Annotated in this window: 14 protein-coding genes; 10 read left to right on the top strand and 4 right to left on the bottom strand. The window is 34.8% G+C overall.

The genetic code is table 11. The features are described 5' to 3' along the window. Nucleotides 1-18: 18 nt before the first annotated feature. The 8 genes from QF044_RS19270 to QF044_RS19235 all read left to right on the top strand — a co-directional run bounded on the left by QF044_RS19270 (nucleotide 19) and on the right by QF044_RS19235 (nucleotide 12854). A complete protein-coding gene (locus tag QF044_RS19270) occupies nucleotides 19-3843 on the top strand; it encodes a hypothetical protein (protein WP_307270836.1) in 3825 nt (1274 codons plus the stop codon). Between the two features lie 70 nt (nucleotides 3844-3913). Then, nucleotides 3914-5863, top strand: coding sequence for a M12 family metallo-peptidase (locus QF044_RS19265; RefSeq protein WP_307270834.1), 1950 nt, complete (start codon nucleotides 3914-3916; stop codon nucleotides 5861-5863). Continuing rightward, the gene (locus QF044_RS19260) at nucleotides 5860-6762 is read left to right on the top strand and encodes a hypothetical protein (protein WP_307270832.1); all 903 of its coding nucleotides are present in this window, start codon (nucleotides 5860-5862) and stop codon (nucleotides 6760-6762) included. Before QF044_RS19265 ends, QF044_RS19260 begins: the two co-directional genes overlap by 4 nt. A 418-nt stretch (nucleotides 6763-7180) precedes the next feature. Continuing rightward, nucleotides 7181-7729: a hypothetical protein gene (locus QF044_RS19255; RefSeq protein ID WP_307270830.1), complete on the top strand. Its 549-nt coding sequence runs from the start codon at nucleotides 7181-7183 to the stop codon at nucleotides 7727-7729. Between the two features lie 514 nt (nucleotides 7730-8243). Further along, on the top strand, nucleotides 8244-10592 hold the full coding sequence (locus QF044_RS19250) for a M14 family metallopeptidase (protein WP_307270828.1): 2349 nt from the start codon (nucleotides 8244-8246) through the stop codon (nucleotides 10590-10592). A gap of 228 nt (nucleotides 10593-10820) precedes the next feature. Further along, on the top strand, nucleotides 10821-11741 hold the full coding sequence (locus QF044_RS19245) for a YafY family protein (protein ID WP_307270825.1): 921 nt from the start codon (nucleotides 10821-10823) through the stop codon (nucleotides 11739-11741). Nucleotides 11742-11795: 54 nt separating this feature from the next. Beyond that, nucleotides 11796-12422: an energy transducer TonB gene (locus tag QF044_RS19240; RefSeq protein WP_307270823.1), complete on the top strand. Its 627-nt coding sequence runs from the start codon at nucleotides 11796-11798 to the stop codon at nucleotides 12420-12422. Next, complete coding sequence (locus QF044_RS19235; protein ID WP_307270820.1) at nucleotides 12423-12854, top strand: nucleoside deaminase; 432 nt, start codon at nucleotides 12423-12425, stop codon at nucleotides 12852-12854. A gap of 187 nt (nucleotides 12855-13041) precedes the next feature. On the opposite strand, the gene QF044_RS19230 is transcribed toward QF044_RS19235, so the two are convergent. Both QF044_RS19230 and QF044_RS19225 read right to left on the bottom strand, forming a co-directional pair. Continuing rightward, the gene (locus QF044_RS19230; protein WP_307270817.1) at nucleotides 13042-13584 is read right to left on the bottom strand and encodes a GNAT family N-acetyltransferase; all 543 of its coding nucleotides are present in this window, start codon (nucleotides 13582-13584) and stop codon (nucleotides 13042-13044) included. Between the two features lie 36 nt (nucleotides 13585-13620). After that, nucleotides 13621-14379: a type III pantothenate kinase gene (locus QF044_RS19225; RefSeq protein ID WP_307270814.1), complete on the bottom strand. Its 759-nt coding sequence runs from the start codon at nucleotides 14377-14379 to the stop codon at nucleotides 13621-13623. Between the two features lie 154 nt (nucleotides 14380-14533). Between QF044_RS19225 and QF044_RS19220 the strand changes: the two genes are divergently transcribed. Together QF044_RS19220 and QF044_RS19215 are read left to right on the top strand one after the other, a co-directional pair. Next, a complete protein-coding gene (locus tag QF044_RS19220) occupies nucleotides 14534-15367 on the top strand; it encodes a peptidoglycan DD-metalloendopeptidase family protein (RefSeq protein WP_307270811.1) in 834 nt (277 codons plus the stop codon). Nucleotides 15368-15464: 97 nt separating this feature from the next. Beyond that, nucleotides 15465-16067 (top strand): hypothetical protein, encoded by a 603-nt coding sequence (locus QF044_RS19215; RefSeq protein WP_307270808.1) that lies wholly within the window; start codon nucleotides 15465-15467, stop codon nucleotides 16065-16067. Nucleotides 16068-16235: 168 nt separating this feature from the next. Here the strand turns inward: QF044_RS19215 and QF044_RS19210 are convergent, their stop codons facing one another. Both QF044_RS19210 and QF044_RS19205 read right to left on the bottom strand, forming a co-directional pair. Beyond that, on the bottom strand, nucleotides 16236-18074 hold the full coding sequence (locus QF044_RS19210; protein ID WP_307270804.1) for a M1 family metallopeptidase: 1839 nt from the start codon (nucleotides 18072-18074) through the stop codon (nucleotides 16236-16238). Nucleotides 18075-18262: 188 nt separating this feature from the next. Beyond that, nucleotides 18263-18733: a DUF1572 domain-containing protein gene (locus QF044_RS19205; protein ID WP_307270801.1), complete on the bottom strand. Its 471-nt coding sequence runs from the start codon at nucleotides 18731-18733 to the stop codon at nucleotides 18263-18265. Between the last annotated feature and the right edge of the window lie 221 nt (nucleotides 18734-18954).

Genomic DNA, 18954 nt, shown 5'->3' with positions numbered 1-18954 from the left:
TTTAAACAAATATTAAAAATGGCAACAAACAATATACCTCCAAAAACCGCATTTACTGTAGGCGGATCATTAATAGGAGAAGGCATCATTAATTATAAAGAAATCAATACCATGAATGCAACTAATAACGCATCACAAACACTTTTCAGATTTGTGAGTTTAAGAAACCCACAATTAACAGAAACTAAAGACAAAAATCTAGGATTTATCCACAGACCAAAAGAAGCAACCGGTATTTTTGACACTGCAGTTGCCGGAAGACCTGCCAAAACTCTAAAATTTGGAGAAATGAAAAGGGCTGCCAGCGGATTTAATAATGTCGGGTTTGAAACCGAAAAGAAAATTGAGGAAGGAGTATTCGGAGATCTTCTCGTTATCGGGCGAAAACTTTCTAAAAAGGAAATATTAGACAACAATGACTGGACCTACGTTACAGATTATTACAAAACCCTTATTGATGCCAATAAAGAACTTAACCCTGAAGGAATTAAAACATTTACCCTTCTTTGGAATAACTTTATTTATCAGATTGTTACTCAGGGAGACTTTTACATTAAAGAAGCAATCAGCCATGTTTTGATGGCCATCCAGCTTGGTTTTGCGAACATCCAAGATATTACAGACCCGGAAATTATCAAGGTAAATGGTGAAAAACCATTAGAAAAAGCAATGGCTAGCCAAATTATATTACCAAAATCTCTATTTTCAGAGGACAATTCAGAAACGGTTTCTTCAGTCTCTTCAAGAGGAACCGAAGGTGAAGCCAAACCTGTTCTGGGTGCAAAAACAATTCAAAGATTAGAGGCTGAAACAAGAGCTTCCCTGGTTGTTAACAAAGCAATTCACAGGAAAGAAGGTTTGGATAAACTGAATACTGAATTGGAAAAAATTCAGAAAAAATATCATAAGTCCCGTTATCAGGCATACCAGGAAGGCTATTCAAGATATATGGACGAAAATAGAGAACGTCTGGAAACCTATGACAGAAAACTGGCCGAAGTAGAAAGCAAAATCACTCCGGAAACTACAGAAGAAGAAAAAAAACGTCTGTACGACAGCTTAAAAGAATATGAAGTTCCTTCTTTTGAATTTTCTTTTAGAAATGAAATCGATTTGGAAGATTTAAAAGCAAAACTTTCTCCTGAATCCTTTGACCTTTTTGTTGAGCTTTTCGGAGAATTAAACGCAGGAGAACTATCTAAAATGACAGATACAGAAACTGTTCAGATTCTTTCATCCGATACAATGAAAATCGGAAATCAGACGATTATCATTGATGATGAAATACAAAGCTATTCCGATGCTTTGATTGTTGTACAAAACAATATTTCTTCATCCATGCAGACTGCATTACAGAATAGTTCTCTTCCGCAGCAACAGTATGTGAACATCGGAGGAGCTTCCATTCCTGTTAATCAAAGTACAGCCAGAACACCAATGGCATACAGCTTTTTAGCACACAATTCTTTCGGGATTTCAGGAACAAGAGGATTCGTTAATTTTTCTTTTGAAGTAGAAGACACTTCATGGAGCGTCGCTAATATCAAAATTATTGCCACTACAGATGTTGCAGGAAGTTTTGAAGAAAACTACAGCAATATTCCGGTTATTGACAACAAAATCACTCTGCCAAGCAGCTTGATTGATAAGTTCAGAGCCAGCATTGTTTTCAGAATAGAAATCATTTTTGATAATGGAAGTCAGGCATATGGCGATCTTGGACAATTGTATCCAAAAGGCGATCTGGCCCTTACGGGAATGCTTACTCTGAAACGTGCAGTAGAAAACCCAGGAAATTCGGGTGAACCAGAACCTGTAACAATTCAGAAACGTAAAAATTTCGGAATCAAAAGATTGGGGGTTGCAGATTATCTTAAAGTCGTACAAAGCGTTCACGCTTACGTTCCGGGAGAAGTTTCCAATATCGAAAATGTTATGGCCAGCGAACTGAGACATAAATCTTCTGTTTCCAGGGATTATTCTGAAATTACAGATACAACTTCCAAGTCTGAAGAAACTGAGAAAATTTCCGACACTTCAAAAACTTCCAGAACAGATATGCAGACCGAGGTGGCAAAAGAAATTGATAAGCAACAAAGTATTTCTGCCTATACAAGATTCAGTTATGGGAATGACAATGCTATGAAGTTTGAAATTGGGGCAGACTACGCCAATAATACAGCACAGCATGACAGTACAAGACAGGCAGTGATGAAGTCTCAGGAAATTACGGAAAGAGCCATGGAAAGAGTTCTTACCAAAATTTCAGAAGAAAGAGTACAGAAAATCATCAAAGAATATACAGAAACCAATGTGCATGAATTCGACAACAGAGGAAAAGCTCTTACAACGAATGAACCACCACAGCACATCACAGGAGTTTACAGATGGATCGATAAAAAGATGAAGAATCAGATCTATAACTATGGTAAACGTACCATGTTTGAATTTATGGTTCCTGAACCATCAAGATTACACCGTCTGGCGCTGACTGTTGCCAAAGCTCAGGTGCTTACCGCTCCAGTAGACCCTAGAAGAGCTCCCGAACCATGGTATATGCCGGATCCGAAATCTGCAACTGTAGAACAGATACAGCATTGGGCACAGATTTATGGGGTACAGCTAGAAGCTTTCCCAGCTGCTACCAAGCAGGTTATATATAATGCTGCGAGTGTTCCTCAAACTAATGATGATTTTGGAATAGATAACTGGCAGATTGGTATCCCAGACAACTATGCTGGAAAAAATGCAAGTTTCAGCTGTAGATCATCCCGAAACAGAGGTGGCGGATGGGACGGATCCCGTTATTCCGAAGTATTCTGTTCAAATTTTAAAGGAGATATGGTTGGCCGCTCTGAACGTGGTGATATTAATTTTGACGAAGGAGCATCCGGTTTCAATATAACTGGCCCTGTATCTTTCCAAGTAAGAGGACATAATGTTAAAAATTACAACATTAAAGTAACAATAAACTGCGAGCTGAGTGATGAATACATCAGCAAATGGAAAACAGAGAGTTTCAATGCTATTATCAAAGCGTATGAAGAAGCTTATGCAAAGTTTCAGGAAGAGCAGGCTAGATTAGATGCAGAGCAGAAAGAAAAGGAGGCACAAGCGAAAGAAAGACAGGATACTTTTTACCGTTATATGGAGCATGATGTCTTAAAGCACAACTGTATTGCGTACCTGCTGCAGGATTATCTAAATTCCAATACATTAGGCAGGGAAACAACAAACGGAGCTGAGGATAAAACAACTATGGATAATTTCCAGGTATACCTGAGTGATGAGCTGGATAAGTATACTGCCCTTGCCAAGTTTATGGAACAGGCCTTTGAATGGGAAATTATGGATTACACCTTCTATCCGTATTACTGGGCCAACCGTAAGAGCTGGCAGGAGTTTTACCTGAGCGAAAGCATGGATCCATTATTTAGAAGCTTCCTACAGGCAGGTATGGCAAGAATTATCGTTACCGTAAAACCAGGCTTTGAAAATGCTGTACAGTTCTTCATGGAAACAGGAATTATCTGGAATGGCGGCGCTGTTCCGGTAATCGGAGACCCAATGTACATGAGTATCGTGGATGAAATGAGACAGCCTACAGGAGTAGCACAGGGTAAATACTGGATTACCAAAGTACCGACCACCTTAACTATTCTTCAGGATAAGTCTACAGGATTACCTGTTGATGAACCCCTACCAATTTTCCCGGAAACTGATCCGAAAAATTGTGAGAATCCTTCAGAACTGGAGACTAAGACAAGTTTTAGGTTGGATGAAAATGCACAATTATCACATAGTGATAAACCAACAACATTACCAACAACCATTGTTGGATAATAATTAACCTTAATCAGCGGTGCGAAATATCACCGCTGTTTTTTGAAAATTTAATCCTAAAAATTTAGAAATGAAAAATATAGATATTAGAAATCTGGCAAGCATTGGAGTGGCTGATGTGGATGTTTACAAAACTGATAGGAGAAAAAATTCTAATTTCAAACTTGAAGGTGATGTATATTTTTGTCGTTCAACAACAAATATTGATGATAAATTAGGCTTAGAAGATTCTGCATATATTGGACAATTTGGTTTTGATAAGTATAGTGTAGATCATTGTCCTACTGGAAGTATAATTTACTATATAAATAAAGAAGGAAAGCCAATCGAAAACAAGCAATATACAGGCTATTCTTGCCCATATATAAGCATTTGGCCCCCTTTAATAAATAAACAAAAAAGCACCTTTCTTCTATATGTTAAAACCAAAAATAACAATGATGTTCCTGAACTATTAGAATATAAATGTAAAGAATGGAATGAAGACAGTAAATCTTTTGCACAAGAGACTGACAAACTAAAAGTAATAAAAGAAAATACACAACTTATTAACGATAAAAAATATTACAAAATCAGAATAGAGTGCCTAAAACCCTTCGAAAATGATATAAGCATTGAGGCAACATATGATGGTAATACGGTTGGTAGATTAATTGCAAAAGCTAATTCAAAAGTATATGAGACAACAATACAACCTGTTCTCGTTACTTTTGGCTCTGAGCCATCCACTAAAGTTGACGAGAAAGAACATACAGATTTTGAATTTGTTCCGAAGTTAATTGACTTTTTTAATAATCAATCATTTAATCAATCATATATACATGGAAAACTTGCAAAAAACACCCATGTTGTACAATTTTTGGAAAGTGATTTTACTAAAGATGATGTAGTGAAAATAAAAGGAAAAAAATTGTTCATTAATTATACTGAAACCAACCAAAGGAATGCAACAATATATAATGATTTAATTGAAAATAAATACTCGGCCTTGTTTTATAATTCAGTTAAAATTAGGGAAAACATAGAAAAAATGCATGATTGTATTAAAAAAATACTTATTGCATTCAAGAAAGATTTTAAGTATGATAAAGAATTAAATTTAAAAAAAGCAAAAAAATTTCATGAAGATCATACTGCAACTATTGCTTGGAATAAAATAAAAGATAATTTATATAAAGAATATCTAGCTTATAAAGCTGAGTATTTACAAAATAAAATTGTACATCTTGATCAAAATAATATCATTTATGTATTTATCAATACATCCATTGAAGGTGGCAAAAACGAAGATGCTAAAACTCAGGCATATTCTTACCGGAGTTCAGGAGTTACGCATATATTTAAAAGCGCAATAAAAGATCAAGACGGACTTGCATTAGTTGTCCATGAGATAGGGCATTCTCTTGGCCTGCCTCATACCTTCGAAGACGATATAAAAAAAGAAATCAACAAATTAAATACATTGATTGAACGGAAAAAAGCTGAACTAGATGAATTAAATAATGTAAAAGCCGAATTAAGAAAATATTTCCCACTTGATAGCAAATATCGCGTTATCCAATCTATTATTGAATCATCAGAAAAATCTCTTGTTGACATTGAGTTTTTTGAAAAAAGATTTCTAGTGAATATTATTGGTGAAAGTTCCTATTTAAATGAAAAGTCAGAATTGATAACGGACAAAAAAACGTCAGTAATTGAGCTTGAAAGTATCTCTCTACCTGATTTCGATGTGGAAAACACAAAAAAAAAGGCACAAAAAGATATAAGAGATTTTGAAAATCAAATTGCAAAAAAAACACCATACTCTGATATAATAAAAGAACAAAGTGAAACTTTAGAAAACATAATGGATTACAGGCAATATGCTACTCCCCAAGATACCAATACTTCTGAAGATGGGAAACCTAACTTTAATAGAAATTTCAAATACAAATCTTTTTATCAGTGGCAGTGGAAAAAAATGCTAGAAGAATCAACAAATAATAATTATATTAGTCAAATAATAACTAAAAAATGAAAAATATTGTTTTTTTATTAAGTCTACTCATTGTCAATTTGTTTTGTGCTCAAGAATCTTTGGAGAAATTTGAACAAAATGGAAAAATAGGTTTAAAATATCAAAATAAGATAGTACTCCCCCCTGTATATGATATGATTTCAACCAATATTTTAATTATAACAAGTAAGGCAAATGAAAAAAATATTTATGATCAGAAATTGTCTTTACTGTATAAAAATACAGACTTTTTAACTACCTATTATTCTGAAGATTTTGACATTCTACAGATTATTCTAAAGGATGGAAGTATGAAAAATTACACATGGGATGGCATACTTAATGACTATTCTAAATTTATTCCAAAGAAAGAATCAACCGAATCATATAGAGAAAGCAGAGACCGTGGTAGCAAAACTTATATAATTGAAAAAAAAGTAATTAAAGAAGAATTGAATAATATTTTAAGTAATCCCGAAGATGAACTTATACATGTAAAATATATTATCAATGGCAAAGATGCTGTTTTTTTAAACAATGAAAAAAAATTAGAAATCGAATATACTCAAAAAAGAAAAGGTAACTTTAATGACAAAATCATTGATTATGGTTATAGCGAAGAGTTTTTGTTTAGACCTTTAAAGATAGAATACATAATTTCGAAACAAGGAAGCAATTATGGAGTTTGGGATTTTAAAGAAAGAAAAATGATACTTCCTTTTGAATATAAAAGAATTATATCATATCAAAATTACCTTAATTTAGAAAAAAACGGTTTGTATACTTATTATCCAAATATTGGTACAGAACCAAAATATAAAAAATTAGAACCTTATATTGGATATTTTGCTAGATTTGAAACTCCAGATGGCAAAAAGGGATGGGTAAATAGAAAAGGAAAAGAGTATTTTGACCAATAATCAGTAAGCCACAATATTTGTGGCTTATTTTTTTCAAAAAACTTCTCAAAAAAATAAAACGACACGTTTTGTCGCATTAAGCATATATATTTTTCTTATAATATTTTACCATGAAACTTAGCTGCCTTATAAATCCTACTATGGAAAAGAGAAGAAAAAACTCTTTTTCATTGGTTAGATGTAATTTGGATTTGCACGAGGAGAAGCTTAATATTATATCCCAAAACATTACAAATTTAAACCCCAACATAATTGTTGATTCATCTTTACATTTTAATTAAAAAAAGACTTTTAATTACCAATGATTCAACCGTAGCAGCCGCTGCGGTTCTTTATTTCACATAATATATTACTATCCGAATAGACTGGTAATATTTTAGATAAAAACAAAAAATTAATTTTATAAAAAATTATAATTATGATAACAGATAAAGATTTAGAAATTCTATATTATATAACCCCAAAAAAATATAGAGGAATATTAGATGGAGAGCCAGATCCGATGTCCTTAGAAAATATGCATAAGGAAATACATTTGGAAGAAGTATTATTAAAATCTTCTTTAAATGATTTAATTGCAACCATTGTCAAAGTATTTAAAAACAAATATGCTAATCCACTACCTATTTGGACAGGAATTGTAGATTATGAAGTAAAAACAAAAAAAGAATCATCTAAAAGAAAAGATATCAAAAAAATACAATTCGATTTTAAATATGGAGTAAAAACTGACTTCGGAGGAAATACTGAATATTTGGACAACTTATTTATGGAATTCTCAATACCTTCTCAGATTTTTAAAGATATTGTAAAAAATAATTTACAAGGGAAAACATTTACAGAAAGTGAACAAAATAACAAAACTACCTTTGTTATTTCCAATAGTCCTATTTTAAAAATAGAAGTTACACCTACAACTTTTCATTTATATATCAATAAAGATTCTTTTATAGATTATGGGCAATAATTTGTAAAATCAAAAAAATAGTGAATGTACTTAATCATTTCAAGCTTAAATTTCATGGTGCCATAATCTCTATTTTATGAGCTGATTGCGAAGGTCCTTAAAATGAACAGTTATATCTTCGGCAGTTTTTTCTGCCGAAGCTTGTTTTTAAGATTTCTTTAAAAAAACAATATCAGATTGTTCAGAAAGTGATAACAAATAAAATATAAGCTAAAAAAATAAAATTGGGAATTTATATAAGTTTTTTTTTAAACACGCCAAGTTCTGACGTCTTGCCAAACTACTTTTGAAGTAGAAACTAATACGTAAAAAATCTTTAAAATTTTAAAAACCCTTTAAATTCATCATTTATAAAATGTTGAACAGCCAAAATTATGTCTAAGAATTTGTAAAAATTAAGATGGGCCACAGTCATCCATAATTAAAAAAAGACTGGGAAACTCTGAAGAGTTACTACTAAAAGAATCGTCTAACCTTAACTTATTAATACCAAACAAAATCACCAAATTTTATTATGAAAACAAAAGAAGACCTAAAACTATACTTCGAGAACGGAGACAAGCCAACACAAGAGCATTTCTGGTCCTGGCTGGATGCTTACTGGCATAAAAACGAATTGATTCCATTAAACCAAATTCAAAATAGTGATCAACTTATTCAGCAAAACAGCAGTTTTAAAGATTACATTAATCCAATTCTGGAAGTTGGAGCTCTGGCACTTTCGGGCTCTGTTGGGTTTCCTACAGGATCAACTACAAGAGGTAGAACAGATACCTTTTTAGATACAATCTATGCAAGTCAAATTGAACTTGTAGGTGAAATGTTGCTTCAAACAATCTTCTATTATACTGATTCAAATGTCTTTATTTCAAAGCAGGACATCAATGCAAAAACTTTTACTCCAACCATTCCTGCAACAGCAAAGAAATGGAAGGTTTCTGTATATCACATGAACAACACGCAAACAGTCACTCAACAAGAATTAAATACGATCAAGATTAATTGCTACTCATCTGAGTCAATCACATTTAATAATATCGTAGAAAATACAAAAACATCGACAAAGGTTATATCAGAATACAATAATTTTGAAATTAATTTAGGCGATAGTGTTCCTATGGAAATCGGCAGAATTGCGGTAAATAATGGTTTTAATTCAACCTCTAATACAGGGATAAGAACAGCTTTAATTCCTATGGTTACCGGTAACTATGTGATTAGTCAAAAATCAGGATATAAAATATCCCGTGTTGTTTTCTATAAGGATGGAGTATTTGCCAACCAGAATGTTACCACAAATGAGTTTTCAGTAGATAACGCAACCTCCAATCAGGTTAGAATAGTTTTTGAAAAGAATAGTCCAACGGATATTATAACTGAACAGGACCTCTTTGATTTTACATATATACTAAAAAATATTAGTTCCAGTAAGTATGATCAATTACTAAATGAAACTAAAAAAAGCAAGCCACTTCCATCTACTATTTATACAATAAACGAACAGGTTGCTATTCTAAACACAAATGACGCCGACATCAATTTTGATTTAACTAATCGCAAGATAATGATTTCGGGAGGAGCAATAATTGACACCGGAAATACCACCGTAGGAAGGATAAGTTTACCTGCTTCAACTGCAGGTATAGATATGCCATCTTCTATAACCGCAGGCGTTGTATTGTATAATAAAATAAATAACACAATCATTGTTCAAAATCAAACATCTGCTCCTTTGTTAAATCATTTGATTTTGTTCACTTACCGATACAGTGGTTCATTTGCTAGTTTTTACGTTACCGGACTGAAAAATTATTGTGTAAATGGAGTTCCTATTTCACAAAAGGACACACGGCAAATGAATAAATTTGCAGTCGATAATTTTGGGATTAAATATTGGAATGCACCAGTTTATCCAGCATTTAATCCCTTAACTCTTACTTCAAGTGTTCTTTATCCAATGTATGATAATGTAATAGCTCCTTTTTCTAATAACGTAACGAAAACAGTTTTAGGCCAAACAGAAGGACCCATACCTTACGATATTTTGAGAATTGACATTTCATTTAACAGAAAAACGCCACCAACGCAAAGACGCAGGAAGCCCCGTATATTCGTATGCGGAGGTACACATGGAGGTGAAAAGTTAGGCGTTTATACAATCTATTTATTTTTTAAACTGCTGCTTGAAAACCCCAATAAAGACGAGATGATCGATGCCTTACGAACCAATTATGACTGGACATTTATTCCTTTAGTAAATCCATATGCATTAAATATTGGTAAAGTGAATGGTGCAGAATCGGTAAGATGGAATCATAATGGCGTGGATATTAATAGAAACTTTGACTATAGATGGGCTGAATATGCAGACGGCGGCATGGGCTCACAATCTTATAAAGGTACTGCACCGTTTAGCGAAAAAGAATCACAATTGGTAAGGGATACTTTTAATTCTATCAAAACAGACACGGTATTATTTATTGATTGCCATAATTTTGGATCGGGAGTAAATATTGATTATCGGGCTGCCTGGTTTGCGTCATCATTCAACACTGTTCAAAATGCTATCTATTCACTGTGTGACAGATTAGACGCCGAAATAAGGAAGCGGTATAGCTATTTAGCAGATAAAGATCTTCTTGCGTTTTCCGACATTGATGGCAGTTCTCCAATGTCTCAGGCTTGGATGGGAAATCAGCAAATTGTAGCAATGACTATGGAGACAGATCAGGGAGACTTTTACAATCCGACAGATCCCACATCCTTTAACAGCAATGTTATTACAAGAAGCCTGGAAACATACGTAAATACATTTTATTCTTTAGGTAAATATGCTGTTGATTTTTATAACAGCAGAACATAGTAACCACTATTTACCAAGCATATAATTCTAAGTAATAAAAGCATCTGTAACAGGTGCTTTTTAATTTCAAAGCTAATAACTATGAAATATTAATATCCCCAGCATTTAAAATATAAAAGTTCCCACAAAAAAATAAAACACGACACGTTTTGTCGCATTAAGCCTATATATTTGTCTTATAAAATTTTACCATGAAACGCAGCATAGCTGCACATAAAATACAGACGAATGAAAAAAGATTTTTACCTGACAAGATATGCCTTAATTATCAAAAGATTAGAAAGTTCTCCGGCTAACTATTCCCAGCTGGAGAGCTATCTTTTAAACTCTTTCGAATTTCAGGATGCAGGAATCAAGAGTTACTCTATCCGTACCCTGCAGAGGGATATTCGGGAAATTTCTGATCTTTTTAATCTTTCTATTCATAATAAAAAGAAAGGTGACAACAGGTATTATATTGAAAGTCGTCCCATCATGGAAGTGGATGAATACAACCAAAAACTTTTAGAATCTTTCCAGGTAAGCAATGCCTTGAATCTTCATCCGGATTTTTCAGATTTTATTTTTTTTGAAAGCAGAAAACCTACAGGAATAGAGCATTTTTATGATCTTTTCTTCGCCATCCGTAATAAAAGAGTCGTTAGTTTTGAGCATTATAACTACAAGAATAAAGTGATGACTTCGCGGAAAGTACACCCTTTGGCTTTAAAAGAATCTAAAGACAGATGGTACCTGATTGCCATTGACACTAAAGACAAAGTATTGAAATCATTCGGTTTGGATAGAGTCAACTATCTTGATGTAAGCGACAATAAATTCCGCGAAAAATATAATTATAATTTCAGGGAACATTTCAAAAATGCCTTCGGAGTAATGAATTTGGCGGAGCAGAAACCGCAGAATATTGTGATGAAATGCAGCAGGCATCAGGGAGAATATATCAGAAGTTTTCCGCTTCACCAGTCTCAGAAAGAAACCAAAGAAACACCGGATGAGATCTATTTTGAATTCTTCCTCCACCCCACCTATGATTTTATGCAGGAAATTCTTTCGTATGGAAAAGAAGTCACTGTCTTGGAACCGAAATGTTTAGTTGACGACATCCGCACCCATCTTCAGGAATCCCTGAACCGTTATTTGGAAAGCTAACGTTGACATATAAAAACTCACATTTTTTGATTATATTTACATAAATATACTCCTTTGAAAGCTTTATTCTTTTGCCTATTCTGTCTTATTTCGTCATTTTGCTTTTCCCAGCAGAAAGAAGAATTCAGGCAGGTGAAAAACTATTACAATCAGCACAGAAACATGCTGAATACAGAGTTTAAGAAAAAATTTGACAAGGAATCGGACAACTTTAGAAAAGCAGCTATAAAGAGTGATTTTAGTCTTTTTATGCAGAAGATGGACAGCATTGAAAACGTCGCCATGATCGGAGCACTTTTAAGGGTGAGAAACCTGGAAGACTTACAGGCATTGAAAACGCCGAAATCTATCCTACAAGATAATACAGTAAAACCTGCCATTATGGAAAAGCCTGCCGATTATCCGGGCGGGTTTGCTACACTGAGGCAGGAAGTGGCCAATCTTTTCTATACACCAGCCGTTCATAGCGAAGTTAAATCCGTAAAAACAGAGGTAGCTTTCATTGTGGAAAAAGATGGCAGCATCACTAATGTTCACGCCCAGGGTGATAATTTTACCTTCAACAGACAGGCTGAAATTGCCCTGTATTCTGTTTCCGAAAAATTCTCTCCTGCAATTGTAAATGGAGATGCGATAAGATCTCCACTAAGGGTTCCTCTCACATTAACTATTGAAGACTAAATGTTTACCGACGAATATTACATGAAAATAGCTTTGCAGGAAGCAGAAACCGCACTGGAAAAAGATGAGGTTCCTATCGGATGTATCATTGTTTCCAATAACCGTATTATTGCAAGAGCCCACAACCTTACTGAAACATTAAATGATGTGACTGCCCACGCAGAAATGCAGGCCATTACTTCGGCAGCTAATTTCCTTGGCGGCAAATATCTGATCAACTGCACACTGTATGTCACCATGGAGCCCTGTGTAATGTGCTCAGGAGCTCTTTCCTGGTCGCAAATCTCAAAAGTGGTTATAGGGGCCAGGGATGAACAGAGAGGATTTATCAATAAACATCTTTCGCTGCACCCAAAAACAGAAATCGTAACGGGAATCATGGAATATGAATGTTCATCGATTGTAAAAGAATTTTTTAAGAGTAAAAGATAATACTTTGTATTTTCTATTGTAGATGAATAAGGTGCTTACAGATCTGGTCAGCAAAACACTTTCTCCTTCGTCAAGATAACCATAAATCCAGTTTATTTTTTTGATAAAAACTGACCGGATATCCTAAATAGAAATTAGCATCATAAAGATTTTTAGAATTGGATTCCTCCTTCTATGAAAAATTAAATCAAAGCTTATTTTTAAAGACGGAATGCAACATAACATCAAAATATTCTCCGTCCTTTTTAAGATGCTGTTTTAGCAGCGCTTCTTTTTCCATTCCTATTTTTTCCATGATTCTCCCGGATGCCGGATTGTGAAGAAAATAAGTGGCATAAATCTTATTAAGAGCCAGCTCCCGAAATCCAAAATCTATAATGGCAGCAGCAGCTTCCGTTATATATCCTTTGTTCCAGAAAAGCCTTCCCAACCAGTAACCCAACTCGGCTTTGTCATCATCCCTGTCATGCAGCCCGATTGCTCCTATAATAAGGTTTTCCTTATTACGAACGGCAAAAGTATATCCTGTGTTCTGTTCAAAAGCTTCTTTAGAAATTTTCACCCAAAACTCTGCATGCTCTCTGGTATAGGGATAAGGAATATTGGAGGTAAGGTCTGAGTAAATCTTATTCTGAAGATATTCGGTAACAAAAGGAATATCTTCTTCTTTCAACTGTGATAGGACCAGTCTTTCCGTTTCTATTGTCGGGAATTCTTCTAATTTTCTCATGGTGCTTTAATTTAGAATTTAATCTGAACTTTATATCTATAAATCTTTTCCCAGGAAGTAAAGTCCTTTGAGCGTGTGAAGCCTGTCCATCACATGGATCTTTTCAGTCAGTGGTTTATAAACATGAGAAACCCCGCCAGTTGCTACAACGAAGCAGTCATCATTCACCTCATCGTTGATACGGTCTATAAAACCTTCTACCATTCCCAGAAATCCGTACACCATTCCGCTCTGCATACAGGTTACTGTGTCTAGTCCAAGAACTGTTTTAGGTTTTTTCAGTTCAATATCCGGAAGCTGAGCCGTCTGGCTGATCAGTGAGTTCAAAGAAGTCACTATTCCCGGAGCAATGATCACCCCTAATGTTTCTCCTGTTTCCGTAACGCAACTTGCGGTCAGAGCTGTTCCAAAATCAATAACAATTTTCTTACGATTGGGGTATAAATTATGAGCCGCTACAAGATTGGCATAAATATCTGTTCCCATCTGTTTAGATTTTGCCACCACATCAGAAGGAGTAGATCTGTCTACGATCACCGGAACAATGCCATGGATCTTTTTAATTGCGGAACTGATGACTTTAGTAAGCTGGGGAACTACCGATCCTATAATAATTTTACTGATCTCTTTGGGTTCTATTTTATAGGTCTGGTACAGCATCAGCATTTGTACATACAACTCATCTACTGTTCTGTACGGCTTTGTATTGATCACCCATGAAATATCACAGTTGTCTCCATTGAAAAGTCCGAATCTGATGTTGCTGTTCCCTACGTTTATTACAATTGAATTCATTTAATTTTTTAAGCTTGAATGGGTTAAAAAACAGATGTAAAAATAAGGCTTTATCCTCAAAAATAAACAATATCCATATTATTTAGCTCAAAGTATATTTTTGTTGATTTTTAAAATAACTTTATCATTGCAAATCAATTTAAAATCACATTGAATGAAAAGAACGATCAGCCTTATATTATTTATACAATTTACGTTGATTCTCGCACAGAAGCCGGCAAAAATATACCTGGAGCAAAAGAAAGATGTAGTATCTTATTATGTTGATAACGAAGACATTTATCCTATTTCACTCTCATTCCCAAAACAACCTGAAGTTGTCAATATGAAGGTTCCTGAAACGTTTAAACTTATTCAGGTAATACCTCCCCAATCAATAAAATATAGAATTGCTTATTTTGTAATTAATAATAAGAAAAAAAGCTGGAAAATCGACAAAATACCAAACTATTATACGTTGATTGGAGATGCCACTTTAAAAACCTATGATTCGGATTATATATATGATCTTCCTTTTCAAAAAGGCAAATCTTTTAAGGTCTATCAGGGTTATAACGGAACTTTTTCCCATCAAAATGAAAATTCATTAGATTTCATAATGCCTGAAGGAACTGAAATTACCGCTGCAAGAGACGGCAAAGTGATTGAAGCTGTTCAGACCAGTAACAGGGGCTGTCCTACTATTGATTGTGCTAACTTAGCTAATTATGTTTCTATTTTACACTCTGATGGCACTATTGCTCAATATTATCATTTAAAACAAAATGGAGTTAAGGTAAATATCGGAGACTTCGTCAAAAAAGGTGATGTAATTGCATTAAGTGGCAATACAGGCTGGACAAACGGGCCTCATCTGCATTTTGTCTGCTATTTGCCTGATTTTACAAGTCCTAAACAAAAGAACACAATTAAGACTCTTTTCAAAACCGGAAACGGAAGCAAATCCGAATACATAGCAGAGAAAAAAACTTATACAAAAGAATATTAGTTTTTTTTTAGAGATATACAAGGAAAAAAAGAACAACATTTAGAAAATTGGAAACATTTAATTACCTTTAAAACTGAAAATATTTTAAACTGATCTCATGAAAAAATTGATCCTAGCATTTTTCTTTTGTATAAGCCTGAACACTTTTGCGCAAAGCGAAGCTCAGGTAAGGGAACTGTTCCAGAAAATAAAAGAAGGGGCGAAGATTGATAAAAATGACAGGACTGTTTATGATATTATGGATGAGTTTTACAACAAGAATCTGCAGGCTGAAAATGATGAAATGACTCCGGAGACCATTCAGAGAATTGAAAAAACGGCTTCTAATCCCGACACAAAAAACCTTCATATTCTCATGCTTTTCCTGATGTATCAACAGCATATCAGCAGAACTTCAATGGCCGGAAAAGCACCTGATACTGAATTTCAGATTGAAGCAATGAATCTCCTTGAAAACGAAACGAAGGACATCTATGGAAAAGTACCTGCGATTATTTTCATCTATAAAGCTGAAGCTCTGGACGGAGGCGGAAAAAAAAATGAAGCCAGAACAGTATTGGACCAAGGACTAAAAGAATACCCGGATTCCGTTCCTTTAAAAGTATACCGCTATCTCAATACGAAGGATGAGGTTCTAAAAAATGATCTGGTAAAAAATCATCCCAATCACTGGATGGTACAGCAGTTTGGAATAAAATAGGGGAGATAGATTTCAAATATCAGGCATAAGATTGTCAATGGTGAATTTTGCTTCGCAAGTGAAATGTGAATTTTAAAGACGCTAAAGTCTCCATGTGAAAGTTCAGCAGAAAAATAAAAATCCCGCAGAAAATTTCTGCGGGATTATCTTTTGATGTGGTAAGGTCTGTTATTTAACCTCAACAATATTATTATCCATATTCACATCTGCCAGTCTCTGGCTGAAATCTATTCCTAAAACAGATAACTGAGCTTTTGTATAAGGTATTGTCAGCGTATATTCTTTCTGTGTCCACGGCCAGTAAGGCATGGTTTTAAAATCTCCGTAGATATCTTTACTTTTCCAGGTATGGGTCATATTCAGGGGAATCTGGTAGGTAACGACTTTTTTATCGGTGGTCAGTACATTGAAATCAACAGGCATTGGAACCTGTCCATTATTTACCAGGGTAATGGTTGTAGATTTTGCTTCGTATTTTACATCTTTGATACCGTAATCAATGGTTTTCGTTGTATTGATCCAGTAATTCTGGAACCATTTCAGATCCATTCCTGAAACTTTCTGGGCAATATGCAGGAAATCTCTGTCAGAAGGATGTTTCATGTGCCATTGATCATAATACTGCTTTAAAGTTTCTGCAAGATTCTGCTCACCCATGATATACCCCAACTGTACAAGATACAATTCTCCTTTTACATAAGAGGCATAGGTATAGGACGTTCCGTTATCATGGTGGTCACCCAACCAAACGGCAGGTTCTTCAATCCCTTTTTTAATGAAATTCCTGTAAGCTTCCACGGTATGGGCAAAAGGATTCGGAAGTTCTTCAGGAAATAGCTGGTACATCACATAGCCTTCGGCATAGCTTGTAAACCCTTCATCCATCCACGGGCGTACCGACTCATTGGTCGCCAGCATCTGCTGATACCATGAGTGCGAGCCTTCGTGAGCCATCAGTCCCATCAGACCTTTCATATCTTTCGCCTCTCCCAGGATCATGGTACACATTCCGTACTCCATACCACCATCGCCACCCTGGATAAATGCGTAGGTAGGATATACATATTTCCCGAAATGGCTATTCATAATCTGGAAATATTTGGTCACATAAGGCTGTGCCTCTTCCCAAGCTTTCGTTTTATCATTCTGCTGATACACAAGAAATACTTTTGGTCCTTCTGGAACATCAAAACTTTTGATAATATAATCCCTGTCTGCGCTCCAGGCAAAGTCTAAGATATTATTAGCTTTCCATTTCCAGATCGCTTTTTTGCTTTTGTCAGCTATAATTTTTGCATTGGCATTATAACCTTTTACTTCCGTTGGGTTTTCAAGAATTCCTCCCGCTCCGATTACATAATCTTTGTTGATCTTGATGGTAACGTCAAAATCTGAAAACGGCGCATGAAACTCTCTTCCGATATAATCGAAGGTTGCCCAGCCGTCATAATCATATTCTGCAATTTTCGGATACCATTGTGTCATGGTCATATCGACTCCTTCCCTGTTGTTTCTTCCACTTCTTCTGATCTGCTGAGGGATTACAGCATCCCAGTCCATCGTAAAGGTGGTAGAAGAATTTGGCTTAATCGGTTCTGCCAGATACACTTTCATAATGGTTTCCTGAATCTCAAATTTCAGATCTTTCCCGTTCTGTTTGATCCAGTGGATATTTTGAGCACCTTCCTGATCTTTAGGAATCGAAGCCAGCCTGGAAATACCATCTTTCTGCAGTCTGGAATCTCCATTCTTACCTTGTCCGGCCACTCTCTGGTCCATCATTGAATTAGGCTTAAAAGCATTCCAGTATAGATGAAAGTACACAACATTCAACTCATCCGGAGAGTTATTGGTGTATTCTAAGGTCTGGTTTCCCTGGTAGGTAAATTTTTCAGCATTAACATCAATATCCATCTTGTACTTCGCAGCCTGCTGATAATAAGCTCCCTGCTGGGCCTGAAATTGTGAAATGATAAACGCAAAAAGGATTGCAGCCGATTTTCTCATTTAAAATTTATTTTTTTTAAAGGTAAGTAATTTATGTAAAACCCTCAAATATGGAGGTATTTCAGGGCTTTTGATCTGTTAATGATTTAGATGAGGTTTTATTCTGATGGTTAAGTTTACTCACGCAGATTTTGTTTTTTTTAATTAGTGGCAATCGTGAAAAACATTCATGGTATTTGTGTTTCAAATTACGGATGAGTCAGCATCTTTTTTATTAAAGTGATCTGTCCCAAATGATAGTAGCTGTGCTCAATCATTCCATCTATATTTCTTCTGTAGGTTCCGTATTTTTCATCCACGAAAACCTCATCCAGCTTATCATCAGGGATTTGCTCTACCAATGATGCAAGCTTTTCTGAATCTGTCCACAGCCTGTTCAACAAATCTTTCCATTGTTCTTCAGATTCAATGGGCGGAAGATCAAAACTGAACTGATCCTTTATTTCAAGATCACCCCCTTTCAACACATTAAGGACTCCGGCTATATAATAATGAATATGAAAAGTGAGCATGGCAATCGTATTTAAAGAATCTACCTTTGTGACAGCCTGCTCCCAGGTGACAGCTGAAAGCTGATTTTTAAAATTCGTATTGGCGATCCACAAGCCGTCCAGCAAGACCTCTCTGAATCTTTTTGCTAATTGTGAAGCTAAGCTCATTGTTTGACATTTTATGATTCTTAAAGATAATTATTTTTTTAAGCTTTTGCGGACTGTGCAGATGATCAGATTTTTTAACCACAAATGACACTAATAAAACCAAAATTTTAAACATTAATCAATTCGTGATATCGTGAAAAACATTCGTGTCATTCGTGTTTCAAAAACAAAAAACCTCAAATGTAAAATACACTTGAGGTTTCAATATGATTTAAAATCAG

It is taken from the genome of Chryseobacterium sp. W4I1 (assembly GCF_030816115.1).
GTDB lineage: Bacteria > Bacteroidota > Bacteroidia > Flavobacteriales > Weeksellaceae > Chryseobacterium.
The sequence above is the reverse complement of the archived record's forward strand: the minus strand, read 5'-3'. Positions and strand labels throughout refer to the sequence as shown.

Excerpts from the sequence above, each read along its gene's own strand:
- QF044_RS19270 (WP_307270836.1), top strand. The coding sequence starts at position 19 with ATGGCAACAAACAATATACCTCCAAAAACCGCATTTACTGTAGGCGGA.
- QF044_RS19265 (WP_307270834.1), top strand. The coding sequence starts at position 3,914 with ATGAAAAATATAGATATTAGAAATCTGGCAAGCATTGGAGTGGCTGAT.
- QF044_RS19260 (WP_307270832.1), top strand. The coding sequence starts at position 5,860 with ATGAAAAATATTGTTTTTTTATTAAGTCTACTCATTGTCAATTTGTTT.
- QF044_RS19255 (WP_307270830.1), top strand. The coding sequence starts at position 7,181 with ATGATAACAGATAAAGATTTAGAAATTCTATATTATATAACCCCAAAA.
- QF044_RS19250 (WP_307270828.1), top strand. The coding sequence starts at position 8,244 with ATGAAAACAAAAGAAGACCTAAAACTATACTTCGAGAACGGAGACAAG.
- QF044_RS19245 (WP_307270825.1), top strand. The coding sequence starts at position 10,821 with ATGAAAAAAGATTTTTACCTGACAAGATATGCCTTAATTATCAAAAGA.
- QF044_RS19235 (WP_307270820.1), top strand. The coding sequence starts at position 12,423 with ATGTTTACCGACGAATATTACATGAAAATAGCTTTGCAGGAAGCAGAA.
- QF044_RS19230 (WP_307270817.1), bottom strand. The coding sequence starts at position 13,584 with ATGAGAAAATTAGAAGAATTCCCGACAATAGAAACGGAAAGACTGGTC.
- QF044_RS19225 (WP_307270814.1), bottom strand. The coding sequence starts at position 14,379 with ATGAATTCAATTGTAATAAACGTAGGGAACAGCAACATCAGATTCGGA.
- QF044_RS19220 (WP_307270811.1), top strand. The coding sequence starts at position 14,534 with ATGAAAAGAACGATCAGCCTTATATTATTTATACAATTTACGTTGATT.
- QF044_RS19215 (WP_307270808.1), top strand. The coding sequence starts at position 15,465 with ATGAAAAAATTGATCCTAGCATTTTTCTTTTGTATAAGCCTGAACACT.
- QF044_RS19210 (WP_307270804.1), bottom strand. The coding sequence starts at position 18,074 with ATGAGAAAATCGGCTGCAATCCTTTTTGCGTTTATCATTTCACAATTT.
- QF044_RS19205 (WP_307270801.1), bottom strand. The coding sequence starts at position 18,733 with ATGAGCTTAGCTTCACAATTAGCAAAAAGATTCAGAGAGGTCTTGCTG.